The sequence below is a fragment of the Actinokineospora spheciospongiae genome, from assembly GCF_003182415.1.
GTDB lineage: Bacteria > Actinomycetota > Actinomycetes > Mycobacteriales > Pseudonocardiaceae > Actinokineospora > Actinokineospora spheciospongiae.
This window is the reverse complement of sequence record NZ_QHCP01000017.1, coordinates 33159-50419: the sequence shown is the minus strand read 5'-3', so window position 1 is coordinate 50419 and position 17261 is coordinate 33159. Positions and strand designations below refer to the sequence as shown.

General features: G+C 74.0%; 17 protein-coding genes. 5 read left to right on the top strand and 12 right to left on the bottom strand.

Annotated features, from left to right (window positions below; translation table 11 throughout):
* Positions 1-24 precede the first annotated feature (24 nt).
* Entirely contained in the window at positions 25-1611 is a 1587-nt protein-coding gene (locus DFQ13_RS30710; protein ID WP_146241417.1) for a CocE/NonD family hydrolase, read from the bottom strand.
* A gap of 194 nt (positions 1612-1805) precedes the next feature.
* On the opposite strand from DFQ13_RS30710, the gene DFQ13_RS30705 reads away from it, so the two are divergent.
* Positions 1806-3116: a condensation domain-containing protein gene (locus DFQ13_RS30705; RefSeq protein WP_110082332.1), complete on the top strand. Its 1311-nt coding sequence runs from the start codon at positions 1806-1808 to the stop codon at positions 3114-3116.
* A gap of 184 nt (positions 3117-3300) precedes the next feature.
* Here DFQ13_RS30705 and DFQ13_RS30700 read toward each other — a convergent pair whose 3' ends face one another.
* The 9 genes from DFQ13_RS30700 to DFQ13_RS30660 are packed head-to-tail and all read right to left on the bottom strand — an operon-like array spanning position 3301 to position 11804.
* Positions 3301-4734, bottom strand: coding sequence for a condensation domain-containing protein (locus DFQ13_RS30700; protein ID WP_146241416.1), 1434 nt, complete (start codon positions 4732-4734; stop codon positions 3301-3303).
* Positions 4731-5714: an alpha-ketoacid dehydrogenase subunit beta gene (locus DFQ13_RS30695; RefSeq protein ID WP_035285597.1), complete on the bottom strand. Its 984-nt coding sequence runs from the start codon at positions 5712-5714 to the stop codon at positions 4731-4733. The genes DFQ13_RS30700 and DFQ13_RS30695 overlap by 4 nt, the downstream gene beginning before the upstream one ends.
* Positions 5715-5738: 24 nt before the next feature.
* Entirely contained in the window at positions 5739-6752 is a 1014-nt protein-coding gene (locus tag DFQ13_RS30690; protein ID WP_233438657.1) for a thiamine pyrophosphate-dependent dehydrogenase E1 component subunit alpha, read from the bottom strand.
* Positions 6749-7651: an aminoacyl--tRNA ligase-related protein gene (locus tag DFQ13_RS30685; RefSeq protein WP_110082330.1), complete on the bottom strand. Its 903-nt coding sequence runs from the start codon at positions 7649-7651 to the stop codon at positions 6749-6751. Before DFQ13_RS30685 ends, DFQ13_RS30690 begins: the two co-directional genes overlap by 4 nt.
* Positions 7648-8301, bottom strand: coding sequence for a 4'-phosphopantetheinyl transferase family protein (locus DFQ13_RS30680; protein ID WP_110082329.1), 654 nt, complete (start codon positions 8299-8301; stop codon positions 7648-7650). The genes DFQ13_RS30685 and DFQ13_RS30680 overlap by 4 nt, the downstream gene beginning before the upstream one ends.
* Positions 8298-9173, bottom strand: a complete 876-nt coding sequence (locus DFQ13_RS30675; RefSeq protein ID WP_110082328.1) for a 2-hydroxy-acid oxidase — start codon at positions 9171-9173, stop codon at positions 8298-8300. Before DFQ13_RS30675 ends, DFQ13_RS30680 begins: the two co-directional genes overlap by 4 nt.
* Positions 9173-9445: a phosphopantetheine-binding protein gene (locus DFQ13_RS30670; protein ID WP_035285600.1), complete on the bottom strand. Its 273-nt coding sequence runs from the start codon at positions 9443-9445 to the stop codon at positions 9173-9175. The genes DFQ13_RS30675 and DFQ13_RS30670 overlap by 1 nt, the downstream gene beginning before the upstream one ends.
* The gene (locus DFQ13_RS30665) at positions 9442-10461 is read right to left on the bottom strand and encodes a 3-oxoacyl-[acyl-carrier-protein] synthase III C-terminal domain-containing protein (RefSeq protein WP_084176054.1); all 1020 of its coding nucleotides are present in this window, start codon (positions 10459-10461) and stop codon (positions 9442-9444) included. Before DFQ13_RS30665 ends, DFQ13_RS30670 begins: the two co-directional genes overlap by 4 nt.
* Positions 10458-11804: a condensation domain-containing protein gene (locus DFQ13_RS30660; protein ID WP_035285603.1), complete on the bottom strand. Its 1347-nt coding sequence runs from the start codon at positions 11802-11804 to the stop codon at positions 10458-10460. The genes DFQ13_RS30665 and DFQ13_RS30660 overlap by 4 nt, the downstream gene beginning before the upstream one ends.
* 206 nt (positions 11805-12010) lie before the next feature.
* Here DFQ13_RS30660 and DFQ13_RS30655 point away from each other — a divergent pair, with 206 nt between their 5' ends.
* Genes DFQ13_RS30655 through DFQ13_RS30640 form a run of 4 tightly spaced genes read left to right on the top strand, consistent with a single transcriptional unit; the run spans position 12011 to position 15216 of the window.
* A complete protein-coding gene (locus DFQ13_RS30655; protein WP_052021507.1) occupies positions 12011-12253 on the top strand; it encodes a phosphopantetheine-binding protein in 243 nt (80 codons plus the stop codon).
* On the top strand, positions 12250-13458 hold the full coding sequence (locus DFQ13_RS30650; protein WP_035285607.1) for a glycosyltransferase: 1209 nt from the start codon (positions 12250-12252) through the stop codon (positions 13456-13458). The genes DFQ13_RS30655 and DFQ13_RS30650 overlap by 4 nt, the downstream gene beginning before the upstream one ends.
* Positions 13458-14414, top strand: a complete 957-nt coding sequence (locus tag DFQ13_RS30645) for an ATP-binding cassette domain-containing protein (protein WP_110082365.1) — start codon at positions 13458-13460, stop codon at positions 14412-14414. The genes DFQ13_RS30650 and DFQ13_RS30645 overlap by 1 nt, the downstream gene beginning before the upstream one ends.
* Before the next feature lie 37 nt (positions 14415-14451).
* A complete protein-coding gene (locus tag DFQ13_RS30640) occupies positions 14452-15216 on the top strand; it encodes an ABC transporter permease (RefSeq protein WP_110082327.1) in 765 nt (254 codons plus the stop codon).
* 62 nt (positions 15217-15278) lie between these two features.
* Here DFQ13_RS30640 and DFQ13_RS30635 read toward each other — a convergent pair whose 3' ends face one another.
* Both DFQ13_RS30635 and hppD read right to left on the bottom strand, forming a co-directional pair.
* Positions 15279-16193 carry a phytanoyl-CoA dioxygenase family protein gene (locus DFQ13_RS30635; RefSeq protein WP_110082326.1) on the bottom strand — a complete coding sequence of 305 codons (915 nt, stop codon included), beginning with the start codon at positions 16191-16193 and terminating at the stop codon, positions 15279-15281.
* 15 nt (positions 16194-16208) lie between these two features.
* A complete protein-coding gene (gene hppD / locus DFQ13_RS30630) occupies positions 16209-17228 on the bottom strand; it encodes a 4-hydroxyphenylpyruvate dioxygenase (protein ID WP_110082325.1) in 1020 nt (339 codons plus the stop codon).
* Between the last annotated feature and the right edge of the window lie 33 nt (positions 17229-17261).

Sequence of the window (17261 nt, the reverse complement as noted above, 5' to 3'; positions counted from 1 at the left end):
CACATGTTGTTAACCGGCCCCGGCTCACCTCACGGGGAGGTCCAGGTGGGCGCCGCCGTCATTGGTCAGGGTGACGCCGCTGCCGGGCTGGTTGGCGTCGACGAAGATGGTGTCCTTGCCGTCCACCACGACCGACAGGCGGTGGCCGGGGTCCAGGTCGTAGGCGGTGGGCTGGAAGGCGAAGTCGGCCGCGCGGGGTCGGCCGGGGGCGGCGTTCGCCCAGGCGTGCGGGGCGTAGCCGATGATGCGCGCCTTGCCCAGGTGGTCGACGTCGAGGAGGTAGGCGACGAGGGTGCCCTTGGCCGCCGACGGGGTGTGGGGCAGGTGCAGGGTGGCGGCGCCGCGGATGCGGGTCGTCGCCGTCCACGTGGGTTCGGCGGACCAGACCGCCGCGACGGTGCGGTCCAGGGCGCTGACGTCGATCGGGCTGGGTTCCAGGAGGAAGGTCTGGAGGGTGCCGGTGACCATGGCCTGCCCACCGGAGACCGCGCTGTCGGTGTCGGTGGCGATGGACTTCGACCAGGCGGGGCCGGTCGCGGTCGAGGTGGTCAGGCCGTTCTCGGTGAGCCGGTAGCGCCTGGGGGTGCCGAAGGCGGAGGCGGTGTCGGTGTACCTCTCGGTGCCACGGGCCACCGGGCGCGGGGTGTACTGGAGGTTCGGTTCGGTCGTGATCGACCTGTCGGTGCCCGCCACGTACGCGTCCAGCCAGCGGTAGACCGGGTCGAGCACGCCGGTGGGCAGGCCCATCAGGGCGGGGATCTCCGGGGTGGCGTGGTCGCCGGGGCGGAACTCGACGCGCTTGGGGCCCCGGTAGGCGTTGTAGAAGTCGAGCATGGGGCCGGGCGGGAAGGCCGTCTCGCCCCATGCCTGTTCGATGAGGATCGCCGGTTTGTTGGCGTTCAGCTCGGCCAGGTACGTCTTGGGTGAGCGGATCTCCGCCCACGCCACCAGGTCGGCGTAGTCGGCGTCGGACAGGGCCGGGTCGATGACCTGGCGCAGGCGCAGGTCGGTCTCGGCGCTGAGGCGCCCACCCGCCCGGCCGGAGTCGTGGAGCAGCTTCCCGGCCGAGGCGCTGCGCACGTCGTCGCGGGCGAAGGAGGCGGGCAGGTCGTACCAGCCGCTGAGGGCGGTCACGGCCTTGATGCGGCTGTCCTTGGCGGCGGCGAGGATGCCCATGCCCGCGCCGTAGGACAGGCCGTAGACGCCGACGCGCGTGGCGTCGGAGGCGGTGTTGGCCAGGGACCAGTCGAGAACGGTGCTGGTGTCGCGCACGTCGGTCGGGCTCGCCACGCCGACCTCGCCGCCGGAGTTCTTGAAGCCCCGGGTGACGTAGCTGACGACGGTGTAGCCCTTGTTCGCCAGGGTGAGCGCGGGGAGGGTGTTCTCGGTCCAGTCCATCGACCACGGGCTGATGAACACCACCAGCGGGTGCGGTCCGCTGCCCCACGGGCGCAGCACGAGCGCCTCCAGCGACACCCCGCCCTCGACCGGGATCATCTGGAGCTTCGCGTCGAAGCCGAGCGCGGACGCCGGGCCCCCGGTGGGCACCGCGAAGGCCAGCCCGAGCACCGCCAGCGCCGCGACCGCGACCCGGACCAACCGTCCCCGCACAGGACCTCCCGAAACCGACGCACCATCGAGATAGTGTCATTATCTGAAACGTTCGGTCCACAGTAACGGGCGGGCCGCCGGAATTCGAGACCGGGAACCGGCACCGGGTGGCGGGCCGGGCCCGCTGCGGCTGAGTGGAGGCTTGTCCGCCCGCCCGGTACGCGGGAGGGTGACCGGAAGGGACGGAGGTCGCCGTGGAGACGGTCCGGGTCGCGTTCGAGGGGTTGCCGGGCGGGGCCGCGCCGCCGTCGTGGGGGCAGCGGGAGGTGTGGTGCGTCGGCGGTTCGGGGACGGTGATCTCGTTGCGCGGACTGGTCCCGCTGCCGCCCGGCACGACCGTCGACGACGGCGCCCGGGTGCTGCGGGACCTGGTGCGGCACGAGGCGATGCGCACCCGGTTCACCGTCGGCGCGGGCGGTTCGCTGGCCGAGCAGGCCGTGGCCGCCGAAGGTGAGGTGGAGATGGAGGTCGTGCCCGTCGTGGACGTGGACGGGGACGGGGAGGCGACCGCGCGCGGCGTCCTCGCCCGGTACGACGAGCGCGGGGTGGACTGCGTCGAGGACTGGCCTATCCGGACCGCGGTGGTGGTGGACGGCGGCGCGCTCACCCACGCGGTGGCGTTCTACAACCACCTGGCCATCGACCTCGGCGGCCTCGACCTGCTCCTGGCCCAGGTCGCCGGGAAGGACCCCGCGACCGGGCGGACCCCGCGCGAACAGGCGCGGTGGCAGAACTCCCCCGCCGGGGCCGCGCAGAGCGACCGGGCGCTGCGGCGCTGGCGCACCCTGCTGCGCGGGGCGCCCGCCCGCCGCTTCCCGCGCGGGCGCGGCGGTCCGGGGGTGGGCTACCGCAAGCTGCTGCACACCTCCCCCGCCGCCGCGCTGGGGGCGGCCGTGCTGGCCGAGAACACCGGGCAGGGCACGGGCAACGTGCTGCTGGCGGCGTACGCGGTGGCGGTGGCCCGGCTGACCGGGGTGGCGACGGCGGTGGTGCGGCTGGTGGTGCACAACCGGTTCCGCCCGGACCTGGCCGGGTCGGTCGGCGCGGTGAGCCAGTTCGGCCTGTGCGCCATCGACACCGGCGCCGACTTCCGCGCGGTGGTCGGCAACGCCTGGCGGGCCTCGCTGCACGCGTACAAGAACGCCTACCACGACCCGGTGCAACGGTTGGCGCTGCTGGATTCGGTGTCCGCCGAACGCGGCGAGCAGGTGCACACCGACGTGCTGTTCAACGACCGCAGGCGCGTCCGGGACACCCCGGCCACCGCCTCCGCCGAGGAGGTCCGGGCGGCCCTCGGGCGGGCGACGGCGCAGTGGGAGCCCTGGCCGTTCCCGGCGCCTCCCGGGGAAACGCTGTACCTGCACGTGGACGACACCGACGCGGGCACGGTGTTCACCGTGTGCGGCGACACCGACCACCTGAGCCCGGAGGAACTGCTGGAACTGCCGGTGATCATGGAGACGGTGATCGCCGAGGCCGCGATCGGGGTGCTCAGGACCGGTTGAGCGGCCGGGTGTTGTGGGGGCGGGCGGGGCACGCCCCCACAACCGGGGTCGACGGGCCGGGCCTGCGCCCGGCGGTCGCCTGCCTCACTTGATCTCGATCATGTGCGCACCTCCCGGGGATCTGGCCCGCGTGCTCGGCGGGGACGGTGGGTTCGGCCCGCGCGGCGGGGTCACTTGATCTCGATCATGCGGACACCTCCTCGGGTGCCTGGCCGGGGTGCTCGGCGGGGGTGGCGGGAACGCCCGTGCGGGCGCCCGGGTCGGTGTGGGCCTGCACGGCGGCGGCCTCGATCGCGCGCACCACGGCCTCGGTGTCGGCGGCGGTGAAGTACCGGGTGTCCACCGACAGCGCGAAGTCGACCACCACCTCCCCGGTGACCGGGTCGACCGGGTCGTCGAGGTGCAGGTACAGCTTCTGCCTCGGCATCCCCGGCTCGTCCTCCCAGTGGACCTCCGACCGCGCCAGGGCGGCGGCGATCTGCTCCGGGGTGGGGTCGGGGGCGTCCTCGGCGACGCGGTCGGCGGCGCGGCGGTCGTTGTAGAAGCAGGAGTAGTCGAACGGGGTGCCCAGCTCGCCATTGACCCGGGCCAGGACCTCGTCCTGGTGGTTGGGGTCGTAGTAGGCGTGCTTGTAGGCGTTCATCGTGCTGCGCGCCGCCCTGGCGACCGCCTCGGCCACGGTGGTGTCGCCGACGTCGATCAGGTACGGGCTGATCTGGACCAGGGTGCTCACCGACCGGGCGAAGCCGGGGCGGAAGCGGTTGCCGACCATGAGCATCGCCAGCACCGGGTTGGACCCGGTGACCCTGGCCAGGCCGACCGCGAAGCAGGCCAGCAGCACCGCCGACGTGCTCACCCCGGAGCGGCGGGCCACCGCGTCCACGGCGAGCCGGGTGGCGGGCGAGCGGTAGCGGATCATCCGGTACGGGCGCGGGTCGGTGTGCCGGGGTGGGCCGAACCGGCTCGCCGGGGCGGTGCGCAGCACCCGCTCGAAGTGGCGCAGCGCGGCAGCGGACTGGCGCAGCGCGGCGGGTCGCTGTTGTTGCGCGGCCTGCTCCAGCGGCGCCACGGCGTCGAGGTCGGGGCCTTCCCCGGTGGCGGGGTCGCGGGCGGCCATGTCGGCGATGAGGGCGGCGAGGCCACCGGCGTCCATGGACAGGTGCAGGTAGACCGCGACCATGTGGGTCAGTTCGGTGCCGACGCGGACCACGCCCATCCGCACCGGCCACTCGTGTTCGTAGTCGAACGGGACGGCGGCGTAGCGCTCCTCCAGGGCGGCGGCGACCTCGGCCGGGTCGGCGCTGCCCGCGTCGACGACCTCCAGCGGCACCTCGCCTGCCGCCGAGCAGACCTGGAGCGGGTCGGCGCCCGCGCGCAGGAACAGCCGGGTGCGCAGCGCCGGGTGCCTGCGCATGACGTAGGCCAGCAGGTCGGTCAGGTCGGCCACGGTGAGCCCGAGACCCGCGATCGAGGTGGACCCGCCCATGGTCCGCGACTCGCCGGACCCGGCGATGGCCTGCCAGATGCCGATCTGCCCCCAGGTCAGCGGTCCGGTGCCCGCGCCGTCGCCGCGGAAGGGGACCGGGACCCGCTCGACCGCCGGGAGGGTCGCCGTCACGCGCCCCACCCCGACTCCTTGAGCACCGAGCGGACGGCGTCGGCGATCTGCTCGCGGGTCGGCTGCAACACCGCGTCCAGTTCGGGGGCGGCGCCCACGACCGCGCCGTCGGGTCTGCTCACCCGCTTCGGCGGCACCCGCAGCGGCAGTTCCTCCGCGGCGGTGGCCAGGACCTCCGCGCCCAGGCCGGAGAAGCGATTGGTGTCGTCGGCGACGACCAGGCGCCCGGTGCGCCCGACCGACTCGGCCAGCAGGTCCCAGTCGAACGGGTACACCGTGCGCGGGTCGAACACCTCCACCGAGATGTCCCCGGCGAGGTCGTCGGCGACCGCGATCGCCTCGTGGACCAAGTGCCCGGTGGCCACCAGGGTCACGTCGGTGCCCGCGCGGTGGATGCGGCCCTTCCCCAGCGGGACCGGGACCAGGTCGGCGTGGTCGACGTCCTCGCGGACACCCAGGCAGGCCAGCGGGCCGATCACCACCACCGGGTCGTCGTCGCGGATCGCGGTGGTGAGCAGGCCGTAGGCGTCGGTGGGGGTGGCCGGGAGGACCGTCTTGACGCCCATGTGCGCGAACAGGCTGTAGGGCTGGTCGGAGTGCTGAGCGCCCCAGCCGGGCCGGTGCCCGCCCGCGGGCATCAGGTAGGTGACCGGGACGCTGCGCTGCCCGCCGCTCATCAGCAGGAACTTGTTGGCCTGGTTGGTGATCTGCTCGAACACCAGCAGCAGCAGGAACGGGATCTGGAACTCCACCACCGGGCGCCGCCCGGCCAGCGCGGCGCCGGTGGCGAAGTTGGTGAAGCCCTGCTCCGACAGCGGCATCTCCAGCACCCGGTCGGCGCCGAAGCGGTCCAGGAAGCCGGAGGTGGTGTTGGTGAGGGCGAAGTTCATGTCCTCGCCCAGCACGAACACCGACTCGTCGCGGTCCATCTCGTCGCGGAGCGCGCGGTGCAGGGCCTTGAGGTACGACAGCTTGGGCACGGCGTCACTCCTCCCCGGCGGGGCTCATCGGGCGGACCCGGGGCGCGGGCGGAGTCCGTCGGCGTGCAGGTGGTCGGTGGCGGTGGCCGGGTCGGGGTACGGGCTCGCCACCGCGAACCGGACCACCTCGTCGAGCCGCGCCTCCACCTCGGCGTCGACGCGGGCGCGCTCGTCCTCGGCGACCCGGGCAGCCTGGATCAGCAGCGGGTCCCTGCCCAGCCACGAGTCCACTTCGGATTGTTCGCGGTACCTGAGCCGGGTTTTCAGCTCGAACGTGTGGTGCCCGTGGTAGCGGTAGGTACGCATCTCCAGCAGCGAGGGACCACCGCCGGACCTGGCGCGGACCACCGCCTCGCGCACGGCGGCGTACACGGTTTCCGCGTCCTGACCGTCCACCGAGGACGACGGGATGCCGAACGCCTCGCCGCGGCCGACGACCGTGCCCGCGATGGCGGCCCCGGCGGGCAGGGTGGTGGCGTAGCCGTTGTTCTCGCACACGTAGACGACCGGCAGCCGCCACAGCGCGGCGAGGTTGAAGCCCTCCAGCAGCGCGCCCTGGCTGACCGCGCCGTCGCCGAAGAAGCTCAGCACCACGCGCGGGGAGCCCGCCGTGGCCGCCGCCCAGCCGATGCCCGCGGCGATGGCGGCGCCGTGGCCGACGGTGCCGGTGGCGTTGAAGACGTTCGCGGAGAAGTCCGAGGGGTGGAACGACCCGCCCCGGCCGCGGTCGATCCCGGTGGCGCGGCCCGCCAGCTCGGCCATGAGCCGGGCCGGGTCGCAGCCCTTGGCCAGCAGGTGGCCGTGACCGCGGTGACCGGAGAGCACCACGTCGTCGGCGTCGAGGGTGGCGACGGCACCGGCGGCGACGGCTTCCTGCCCGATGCAGGGGTGGATGCCGCTGCGGATCTCCCCCGCCTTGACCAGCTCGACCGCGCGTTCCTCGAAGCGGCGGATGAACCGGATCGTCCGGTAGAGCGCCGCGCTGTCCGGCACCGCGCTGCGCGCCTCGGTGGCGGGCACCTCGTCGAGGACGCTCACGTGGTCGCCTCCAGCACGGCCGCCGCGTCGTCGCCGTGCGCGTGGATCAGCGCCATGGCCAGCCGTTCCAGGCCGAAGGCCAGGCACGCGGTGTGCGCGGGGGCGGCGTCGGCGGTCAGGTCGAAGGCGACGCCGAAGTGGTCTTTGTGGTGGTTCGCCGACGCCACGGCCTGCACCACGCCGTCGGCCACCGGGACCTTCAGCTCGAACTTGAGTTCCTGGAGGCGTTGCGCGGCCTGGAACACCTTCTTGCCCGGTCCGAAGAACGGGTCGTCGGCGGCCTCGACCACCGGCGCCAGCCCCAGGTCGGTGAACCACCGGCCGACCCGGTCGAGCCAGTCCGCCCGCCAGCGCAGGCAGTGCTCCTCGGCCCCGGCGGTGACCAGCTCCAGCATCCGGAACGAGCGCAGCCGCCCGGCCTCGCCGGTGGCCTCGTCGCGGAAGCAGGTGGCCTGCACGGTGACCCTGGCCGGGGTGTCGACGGCGGTGCCCGCGAGCGCGGCGTAGACCGGGTAGCAGGCGGCGGGCAGCAGCACCAGGTCGCGGATCTCCTGCTGGGCGTGCCAGTCGCCGCCCGCGCCGACCAGCGGGCGGAGCCGGGCCCAGCCCGACGCGGTGCCCCGGTAGCCGTGCACGGTGCCGAGCAGTTGCGGGAACGCCTCGACGTAGCCCGCGCGTTCGATGGTGGCCCGGGAGATCACCGGCGGCACGACCAACCGCTGGAACGGCTCGGTCGCGGCCAGCCGGGCCACCCCGGCGCGCAGCGCGTCGACCACCCGCTCGAACGCCTCCGGGTAGAGGAAGACCCCGGGGACGGCGGTGGGGATCGGCAGGCCGCTCCCCGGGACCCGGGGCGGCACGGGGGCGGTGGGGTTCGCGCTGGGGATGGTGCTGGTCATGGGGTCTCCCGTTCGTGCCATCGGTGTGCGCGCACCCGGTACGGCGCCGTGCCCCCGACGGCGACGGCGGCGGCGAAGCCCGCGGGTGCGGTGAGGTCGCGGACCCGGTACCGGCCCCCGTCCGCCTCCCCGACCATGTCCCGGTCGAGCACCGCGCGGCGCAGGCCGGGGAACAGCCGCCCGCCCGCGGCCTTGACGCAGGCCTCCTTGCGGGTGAGCAGGCGGGTGAGCAGGGCGGGGCGTTCGGCCGCGGCGGCGGCGCGCACCCGGTGCGCCTCCTCGGCGGCGAAGAACCTCTCGGCGGTGCGGACCGCGTCGGTGTGCAGCAGGCGTTGCAGGTCCACGCCGAGCGGCCGGTCGCGGGTGAGCGCCACCATGGCGACCCCGGCGGAGCGGGACAGGCTCACGCTGACCCCGGGCACCTCCGGTTTGCCGTGCGCGCCGATCCGCCAGCGCACCTCGGCCGGGGCCAGGCCCAGGCGCCTGCCGACGACGGCCCGCGCGGCGCCGTGCGCGGCGACGAACTCCCGGCGGCGCGGCGGGTCCAGCGCCGCGGCCCGGCGCCGCTCCTCGGGGTCGAGCACGCCTTCCAGCCGGTCCAGGACGGCGTCGGGGAGGTCGGGGACGAGCCAGACGTGCACGCTGGTCATCCGGCCACCGCCCGCGCGTCGGCCAGTGGGCGGGCGGGGGCGGGCACGTCGAGCGCGGACAGGCTGAGCACGCCCGCTTCCGGTGTGTACTCGGCCAGCAGCACCAGGCCCTCCGGGCGCCCGGTGGCCAGTTCGTACCAGACCCCGGTGCAGGGCTGCCCCTCGGCGGCGACCACGTGCGCGATGCCCGGGGGCAGCAGCCCGGCGAGCCGGGCGCAGGCGATGAGGGTGGTGTCGGCGCGGTCGCCGCGCAGCGCCGCGACCTCGGCGGCCAGCACTGCCGCGACGCGCGCGGGCTCGACCGCCGTGCGCTGGCGAACGGTCAGCGGGGCGCCGTCGGTGTCGAAGCGCAGCCCGACGGCGGTGTGCCGGTCCGGCAGCGGCGCGGGGGCGGCCAGCTCGTAGTGCAGCGCGGACTGCTCCACCACCAGCAGCACCGCCCGGGAACAGGCGCCACCGGCGAAGTAGGACTCGATCAGCCGCACCGCGGTGAAGGGCGCGGCCGAACCCTGGTCGCACACGGCGAACGCGGCCGGGCGGCCGGGGCAGCGGTCGCTGAGGTGGGTCGCGGTGGAGCGGCCCAGCCGCAGGTCGTGCAGGGCGTAGGCGAGGACAAGCAGGTCCACCGGTTCCCGGTCGTCGACGAGGTCGGGCAGCAGCGCCTCGGCCATCTCACCGAAGGAGTGCCCGGCGCCGTCGACGAGCAGGTCCTCGCGCAGGCCGGTGCCGAATGGGCGGACCAGGTCGGCGAGGAACGGGCGCAGCGCCGGGTCCCACGCCGTCGGCGAGGTGCCGGTGAAGACCCTGCCCACCGCGCCGGACAGCCGGGGCGCGGCGGCGGCCATCGCGGGGGGCGGGCCGACGGTCAGCATCACTCGTCCGCGACGGTGTGCGTGGCGACGTACTCGGCCAGGGTGGCGACGGTCTCCAGGTCGGCTTGGTCGATCTCCTCCACGTCGATCTGGAGTTCCAGGGTGTCCTCCAGTTCCAGCAGCAGTTCCAGCGTGCCCGCCGAGCTGAGGCCCAGCTCGCTGAACAGCCGAGTGTCCGGGGTGAGGTCGGGGACCTCGCGCTTGAGCACCCTGGGCAGCAGCAGGCCGATGCTCTCCACGACCTGCCCGCGCAGGTCCGCAACCTGTGTCATCGGTTCCCTCTCGCTCTCACGCCGTCCTGGTCTGTGTTGTCCTGGTCTGTGCTGTTGTGGGTCGGTCCGGTCGGGTCGTGTTGCAGCACCATGGCCGAGAACGTGGCGCCCAGGCCCGCGGCGCCGACCAGGTACCGGTCCCCCGGTGCCAGCCGCCCGCCGTCGACGGCGGTGCGGTGGTTGAGGAACGGGTCGGCGGCGAAGCTGTGGCCGACGACGGCGACGTTGTCGAGCACCACCCGCCGCACCGGGAACCCGATCCGCTTGCACACCCGCCGCCAGGAGACGGCGTTGACGTTGTGCGGCAGCAGCAGCGCGATGTCGTCCAAGGTCAGCCCGGCCTTGTCCACGGCGGCCAGCAGCACCTCCGCCAGCAGTCGCGGATACTCGTTCTGGAACCGCACGGCCAGGTCGCGGTCGAGCCGGAGCCTGCCGTCGAACTCGCCGTGCGCGCTGGTGGCGTAGGCGAGCAACCGGTCACCGCGCCCCGGTCCGTCCCCTGTGGACACCAGGGCGGCGGCGGCGCCCTCGCCGAAGATCGCGGTCTCCGGCACGAGCTGCGCGTCCGGGGTGTAGGTCTTCTCCCCCGCCAGCACCAGGGCCAGCGCGTCCGGGTCGCCGTCGGCGGCGAGCATCCGGCCCACCGCGTCCACGGCCAGCAGGCCGGTGGCGCAAGCCTGGTGGGTCAGGGTGAACGACAGGGCGTGCTCGAGCCCGAGCGCGCGGCACAGCTCGCGCAGCGGGTTGTGCGGGTAGGGCACCGCGACCGGCATCCCCCTGGCGTGGACCACGTACCGGACCCGGTGCTCGTTGCCCGCCAGGCCGTCGAGGCGCGCGGCGGCGGCGAGCAGCAGGTCCAGCAGTGAGCCGCCCGGGGCGAGGCGGACCTCGGCCAGGCCGTGGAAGCGGCGGAACAGCCGGACCTGCCGGTCGTGCAGGCCCAGCCGCTCGGCCAGGTCCTCGATCGGGAACCGGGTCGACGGCAGGTGCGCGGCGACCTCCAGCAGCGCCGTCACGCGCCGACCCCGCCGGGATCGGCGGCGGCCACGAGCACCGACTCCACCTCGGTCAGCACCCCGAGCAGGGCGGCGGGTGCGGCCCGGTGGGTGTCGCCGGTCAGGCCGAAGCGCAGCGCGCCGGGTTCCTCGTCGATGTTGAGGTAGAGCAGCGGACTGGGCGCGTCCGTCCACTCTGTCCACTCGTGGATCGACAGCGCGCGGGCGGCCTCGATCTCGGCGGGGGTGGCGACCTCGGTGAACCGCTCCTGCCTGCCGGGCGGGCGGCGGTCGTTGAAGTAGCAGTCCAGCTCCACCGGCACGCCCAGGTCCTCCTTGACCGCCGCGACCATGGCGGCGCGCTGCTCGGGGTCGTAGTAGGCGTACTTGTAGGTCACCACGGCCGCCTGCCGGGCGCGGGCGACCGCCTCCGGGAAGGTGGCGCCCGCGAGGTCGATCAGCAGCGGGCAGGTCTGGGCCATGGTGCACACCGAGTCGCGCACGGCGTCGCGGAAGCGGTTGCCGACGGCCAGTTGCAGTGCCACCGGGTTGTTGCCGATCGTGGTGGCCAGCGCGGTGGCGAAGGCGGCGAGCAGCACCGGGGAGGTGTCGGTGGCCAGCCGGGCGGCGACCGCGCGGCCCGCCAGCAGGGCGGCGGGCGAGGTGAACTCGACGGTGCCCCAGCGCGGGGAGCGCGGGTCCTCGGAGGTGCCCTCGACGCGCAGCGGGGACACGGTGCGCAGCACCCGCTCCCAGTAGTCCAGGGCGGAGGCGCTGTTGCGGCGCACGTGCGGGCGCTGCTGCTGGCGGGCCAGCTCAAGCGGCTGCACGGCGGTCAGCGGAACCGTGGCCTCACCGGTCTCGGGGTCCATGGTGGCCAGGTCGGCGATCAGCGCCTCCATGCCGTGCGCGTCGAGCGCGAGGTGGTTGTAGACGGCCACCGAGTGGGTGGGGGCGCCGTCGACGACGACCACGCCCATCCGCACCGGCCACTCCTTCGCGGAGTCGAAACCCGTTGTCTCGTAGCGCTTGCGCAGTTCGGCGGCCACCGCCGCCGGGTCGCGGCCCCCGGCGTCGACGACCTCCAGGCCGATCGTGCCGCGGGCGTGGACCTCCTGGCGCGGGCCGCCGTCGGGGGCGTCGAACCGCAGCAGCGTGCGCAGCGACTGGTGCCTGCCCATGACGTAGCGCAGGACCCGGGTGGTGTGCTCGACGGTGGTCCCCGGCGGCAGCTCCACGATGCCGCCCATGGTCTCGGACTCCCCGGTGAGCGCGATCGCCCGCCACACCGTGCGCTGCCCCCAGGTCAGCTCCCCCACCCCGGCGCCCGGTCCGTGGAAATCGACGAGGATGGTGTCGGCCATGTGATTTCTCCCCCGCCGGACAATGCGTTCTCCGGGGCATTCTCAGCAGCGGACTCCGACCGTGTCAATACACCGATCGCCAGCCGGGAAGTGCCGAATGGCGGCGCCGGTGAACTTTCCCGTGACGGCCGCGCGAGTCCTGGGGTACGTTCCGCGCAAGCGAGGGAAAGGGTTTGGCGGTGTGCATTTCCCACGAGATCGCCGGAATGGTCCGACAGGTCGCGCAGTCCTGCGGCGGGCAGGTGCCGGAGATTGGGCCGAACGCCACTCTGGAGGGCGACCTGCGGTTCGACAGCGTCGACCTGGCCGCGCTCCAGGCGGCCCTGGCGCGCCGGTTCGGGCCGGGGGTGGACCTGCCCGCGCACGTCAACTCACTGCCGCTGGAGGCGATCATCGGGCTGACCGTGGCCGACGTCGTCGACCACGTGCGCGCGGCGGTCGCCGGATGAGCCGGTTCCTGCTGGTCGTGCCGCCGCTGGCCGGGCACGTCAACCCGGCCCAGGGCATCGCCGACGCACTGCTCGCCGCCGGGCACGAGGTGGCCTGGTGCGGGTCGGAGGCGGTGCTGCGCCCGCTGCTGGGCGCCGGGGCGGTGGTCTTCCCGACCGGGTCGCGGCTGCTGCGCCCGCAGTCCGACCACGGGTTGGCGGCGGTGAAGTCGGTCTGGGAGCGGTTCATCGTCCCGTTCGCCACCTTCACCCTGCCCGCCGTCGAGCGGGCCGCCCGCGAGTTCCGCCCGGACGTGCTGGTGGTCGACCAGCACTGCCCGGCGGGCGCGCTGGTGGCCCACCGGCTGGGCCTGACCTGGGCCACCGTGGTCGCCTCCACCATGGACCTGGGGCACCCGCTCTCAGCGATGCCGCAGGTCACCGCGTGGATCGAGGAGCGGCTGCGCGGCCTGTGGGCGAAGGCGGGCCTGCCCGCGCACGCCTACACCGACCCGCGCTTCTCCCCGCACCTGGTGCTGTCCTGCGCGGCGGGCCCGCTCGCCGGACCGGGCCCGTTCCCGGACCACTTCGCCCTGGTCGGCCCCACCGTGGGCACCCGCCCGGACCAACCGGACTTCCCCTGGGAGTGGCTGGACGGGCGGGCCGGGGTGCTGGTGTCGATGGGCACCCTGGCCGACGACATCACCGCGCGCTTCCTGCGCGAGGCGGTCGCGGCGCTGGCCCCGCTGGGCGAGCGGGTGCGGGCGGTGGTGGTCGCCCCGCCGGAGGCGCTGCCGCCGCTGCCCGCGCACGTGCTGGCCCGGCGCCGGGTGCCGATGCTGGACCTGCTGCCGCGCATGTCGGCGGTGCTCACCCACGGCGGGCTCAACACCGTCAGCGAGGCCCTGGCCGTGGGGGTGCCGCTGGTGGTGGCCCCGATCCGGCACGACCAGCCGATCAACGCCGCGCGGGTCGTCGGCGCCGGGGCGGGGGTGCGGGTCAACTTCGCCCGCTCGACCGCGCCGGTGCTGCGCGCGGCGCTGACCGGGGTGCTCGACGACCCGGCGCCGCGGGCGGGCGCGGCGGCGGTCCGCGACACCCTCGCCGCGGCGGGCGGGGCACCGGCCGCCGCCCGGCACCTGGCCGCACTCGCGGGCGCGGCGGCACCCGAACCGCCACCCGAACCCACAGAGCAGGCCGCGGCCTGCCGGAGCAGGAGCGCGTGATGATCGAGGTCAGCGGGTTGCGCAAGTCGTTCAGCGTCGGCAAGCGGGGCAAGACCCGCCAGGTCGATGCGGTGCGCGGGGTGGACCTGTCGGTGGGCGAGGGCGAGGTCTTCGGCTTCCTCGGCCCCAACGGCGCGGGGAAGACCACGACCCTGCGGATGCTGTGCACCCTGCTCGAACCCGACGGCGGCACGGTCACCATCGCGGGCGCCGACCTGCGCAGGGAGCCGGGCCTGGTGCGCAGGCGGGTCGGCTACGTCGCCCAGGGCGGCACGACCACCGACGAGGTCACCGGCCGCGAGGAACTGGTGCTGCAAGCCAGGATGTACGGCATCGGCAAGGCCGAGGCGGTCGAGCGCACCGAGCAGGCACTGGTGGCCTTCGAGCTGGCCGACTTCGCCGACCGGCTCTGCCGCACCTACTCCGGCGGGCAGCGGCGCCGGGTGGACATCGCCATGGGCATCATCCACCGCCCCCGGGTGCTCTTCCTCGACGAACCCACCACCGGCCTGGACCCGCAGTCCCGGGCGCACCTGTGGGACGAGGTGCGCAGGCTGCGCGACGAGGGCATGACCGTCTTCCTCACCACCCACTACCTGGACGAGGCCGACGCCCTGTGCGACCGGATCGCGATCATCGACCACGGCGAGGTCGTGGCGGGCGGCACGCCGGCGCAGCTCAAGCACGAGGTGGCCGGTGACGTGGTCACCGTCGGGGTCAACGGCTCCGGCCCGCGCGCCAGGGAGCTGTTCGGCGACCGCCCCTACGTGCGCAAGCTCGACCTGGACGAGCGCGGCGGGCTGCGCCTCTACGTCGACGACGCGACCACGGCCATGCCGCAGATCATGCGCGCCCTCGACGCCGACGACATCGCCTTCGACACCCTGGAGCTGCACCGGCCCAGCCTCGACGACGTGTTCCTGATCAAGACCGGCCGCTCCCTGCGCGACAAGTAGCAGCGGGCACGACGACGAGGAAGCGAGACCCCCGGACATGAAGTTCCTCCGCGACACCTGGCTCGTCTACCAGCGGCAGTTGCTGCTCGTGCTGCGCACCCCGGCGCGGCTGGTGATCGGGTTCGTGCAGCCCATCACCTACCTGGTGCTGTTCGCCCCGCTGCTGAAGACGGCGCTGGCCCCCACCGGCGCCACCACCTACGCCGAGGCGTACCGGGTCTACGTGCCCGGCCTGCTGGTGGTGCTGGTGCTGCTCAGCGGCTTCTTCGCCGGGTTCGGCCTGCTCGCCGAGCTGCGCTCGGGGGTGATCGAGCGCTCCAGGGTGACCCCGGTGAGCAGGCCCGCGCTGATCCTGGGCCGGGCGTTCTCCGAGGTCACCACCCTGATGGGGCAGGCGGTGGTGATCACCGTGATCGCGCTGCCGTTCGGGCTCAGCGTCAACGTCGGCTGGCTGCTGCTGGCGTACCTGATGCTGGCCCTGATGGCGCTGATGGCGTGCGCGCTGTCCTACGCGATGGCCATGCTGATCCCCAGCCCGGCCGCGCTGGGCCCGATCATCAACGCGGTGTCGCAGCCGCTGTCGCTGCTGTCGGGGGTGCTGCTGCCGCTGACGCTGGCCCCGGCGTGGCTGGTGGGCATCGCCGAGTGGAACCCGATCTACTGGACGACCAACGGCACCCGGGCGCTGTTCACCGGCTCCCCCGGCGACCCGGCGGTGTGGCAGGGAATGCTGATCGTGATCGCTTTGGCCGCCCTTTCGGTGTTCTGGGCGACCCGGATGTTCGCCCGGCAGATCCGATAGCGGAATTGTCGCGCGGAAACAGCCCGGCCGACTTCCGGCCGGGCTTTTCCGCTTTTCCCGGGTCAGGCCCGCCAGAGGACGGGGCAGAATTCCGGGTCGGTGTAGTCGGGATTCCCGGCGGCGTCGCGGCGGACGAGGACGTCGTGGTTGTAGATGACAGGTGAACCGTCGGGCCGGTGGTATTGCCGCCACCGGTTGTCGCCGTCCTGCAGGTGCAGCGACACCGCCCGGCGCGGGGAGGCCGCAAGGTTCGGGCCGCTGCCGTGGTAGGTGCGGCAGTGGTGGAAGCTCACGTGCCCGGCGGGGATGAGCACGGGCACCCGGGACACCTCGGCGCCGTTGTGCGCGGCGTTGGCCGCCAGCAGCGCCTCCAGTTCGGCCTTGTCGCGGGCCGCGAAGTGCCGGGTGGAGTCGTCGCCGGGGACCTCCGCCCACCGGTGGCTGCCGTCGACCATGGTGATGGTGCCGTTGACGACCGCGCAGTCGTGGAACGGGATGAACGCGGTCAGCATCCGCTCGGAGGTGCAGGTCTGCCAGTAGTGCCGGTCCAGGTGCCAGGGCACCAGGTTCGACGGCTCGTGCGGGCGCGGCGGCTTGAGGATCAGCGTGCTCTGCCAGATGCGGATCTCCTGGGCCCCGGCCAGCCGGGCGGCGACGGCGCCGATCAGCGGTTTGCGCAGGATCGAGCCCAGTTCGTCGTGCAGGTGGTGGACGTAGTCGTTGTGCCGCTGCACGTCCGGGCCGTCCTCCGGGGTCCAGTAGGCAAGGTTCGGCGGGCGCACCGGGAGTTCGCGGTCGGCGCCGTGGGCGTAGAACCGTTCACTGGCGTCGATGAGGGCGGCGACCTCGTCGTCGGTGAACAGCTTGCGGCTGAGGTACCAGCCGCGCCGCGCGTACTCGGCCACCTCGGCGTCGGTGGGCAGCAGCGCCGCCTCGACGTCGGACAGGGCGTGGGTGTCGGTGAGTTCAGCGGTCATGGGGGTCCTCCCCGGTCAGCGGGTCGCGGTCGGTGTCGGGGCGGCGGCCCGCTCGCGCTCGACGGCCTCGTAGAGGGCTTTGATGTTGGCGCTGCCGAAGGTCAGCGCACCCAGCCGCTCGATCAGCTCGAAGAACAGGGTGCGGCGCGGGTGCGTGCTCTGGGCGAAGATCTGGAACAGCTCGCCCTCGGTGTCCTGGTCGACCAGGACGTTCAGCTCGCGCAGCACGTCCACCGGTACCGCGACCCGCCCGACCCGGCGCTCCAGCTCGTCGTAGTAGGCGCCGGGGGTGGACAGGAAGCGCACCCCGCGCCCGGCCAGGGTGCGCACGGCGGTGGCGATGTCGGCGGTGCCGAACGCCAGGTGCTGCACGCCCGCCCCCTCGTGCGCGGCCAGGAACGCGTCGATCTGGCCGGGCAGGGCGGTGGTGTCGGGCTCCAGCAGGGTCAGCGTCACCTGGCCGTTGGGGCTCTGCACCACGATGGAGTTCATCGCCTGCGACCCCACCTGGATGTGCTCGGTGAACACCTGCCCGAACCCGAGGACCCGCTCGTAGTGGGCCACCGTGGACAGCAGCTCACCGGCGGGCACGCACACCGCGACGTGGTCGATGGTCTCCAGCAGCTCCAGCGGGCTGTCCGCGCCCCCGTCGACCGGTTCCACCCGCTCCAGCAGCGCGTCGGCGCGGACGAAGGTGTGCGCCACGTCGCCGAAGCCGCCCATCCGCCCGCCGGGCCCGACGACCGCGCCCAGCCGCACCGCCTCGGCGGTGGCCGCGTCGGGGTCGTCCACGGCGAGGGCGATGGTGGCCAGGCCGTCGCCGTGGCGGGCCACGTAGGCCGCCGCCGGGTGCCCGGCGTCGGTGGCCTCGGTGAGCAGGACGCGGATGGCGCCCTGGGTCACCAGCACCGACCGGCTGCCCGGCCCGGTCAGCCCGCCGCGCACCCGGAAGCCGTAGTCGGCGCGGAACGCGGCCGCCGCGTCGTCGGCGTCGCCGACGTGGAACTCGACGTGGTCGATGGTGTGAACGTGCATGGCTGGTCCTCTTGCTCTGCGCTGCTGCGGTCG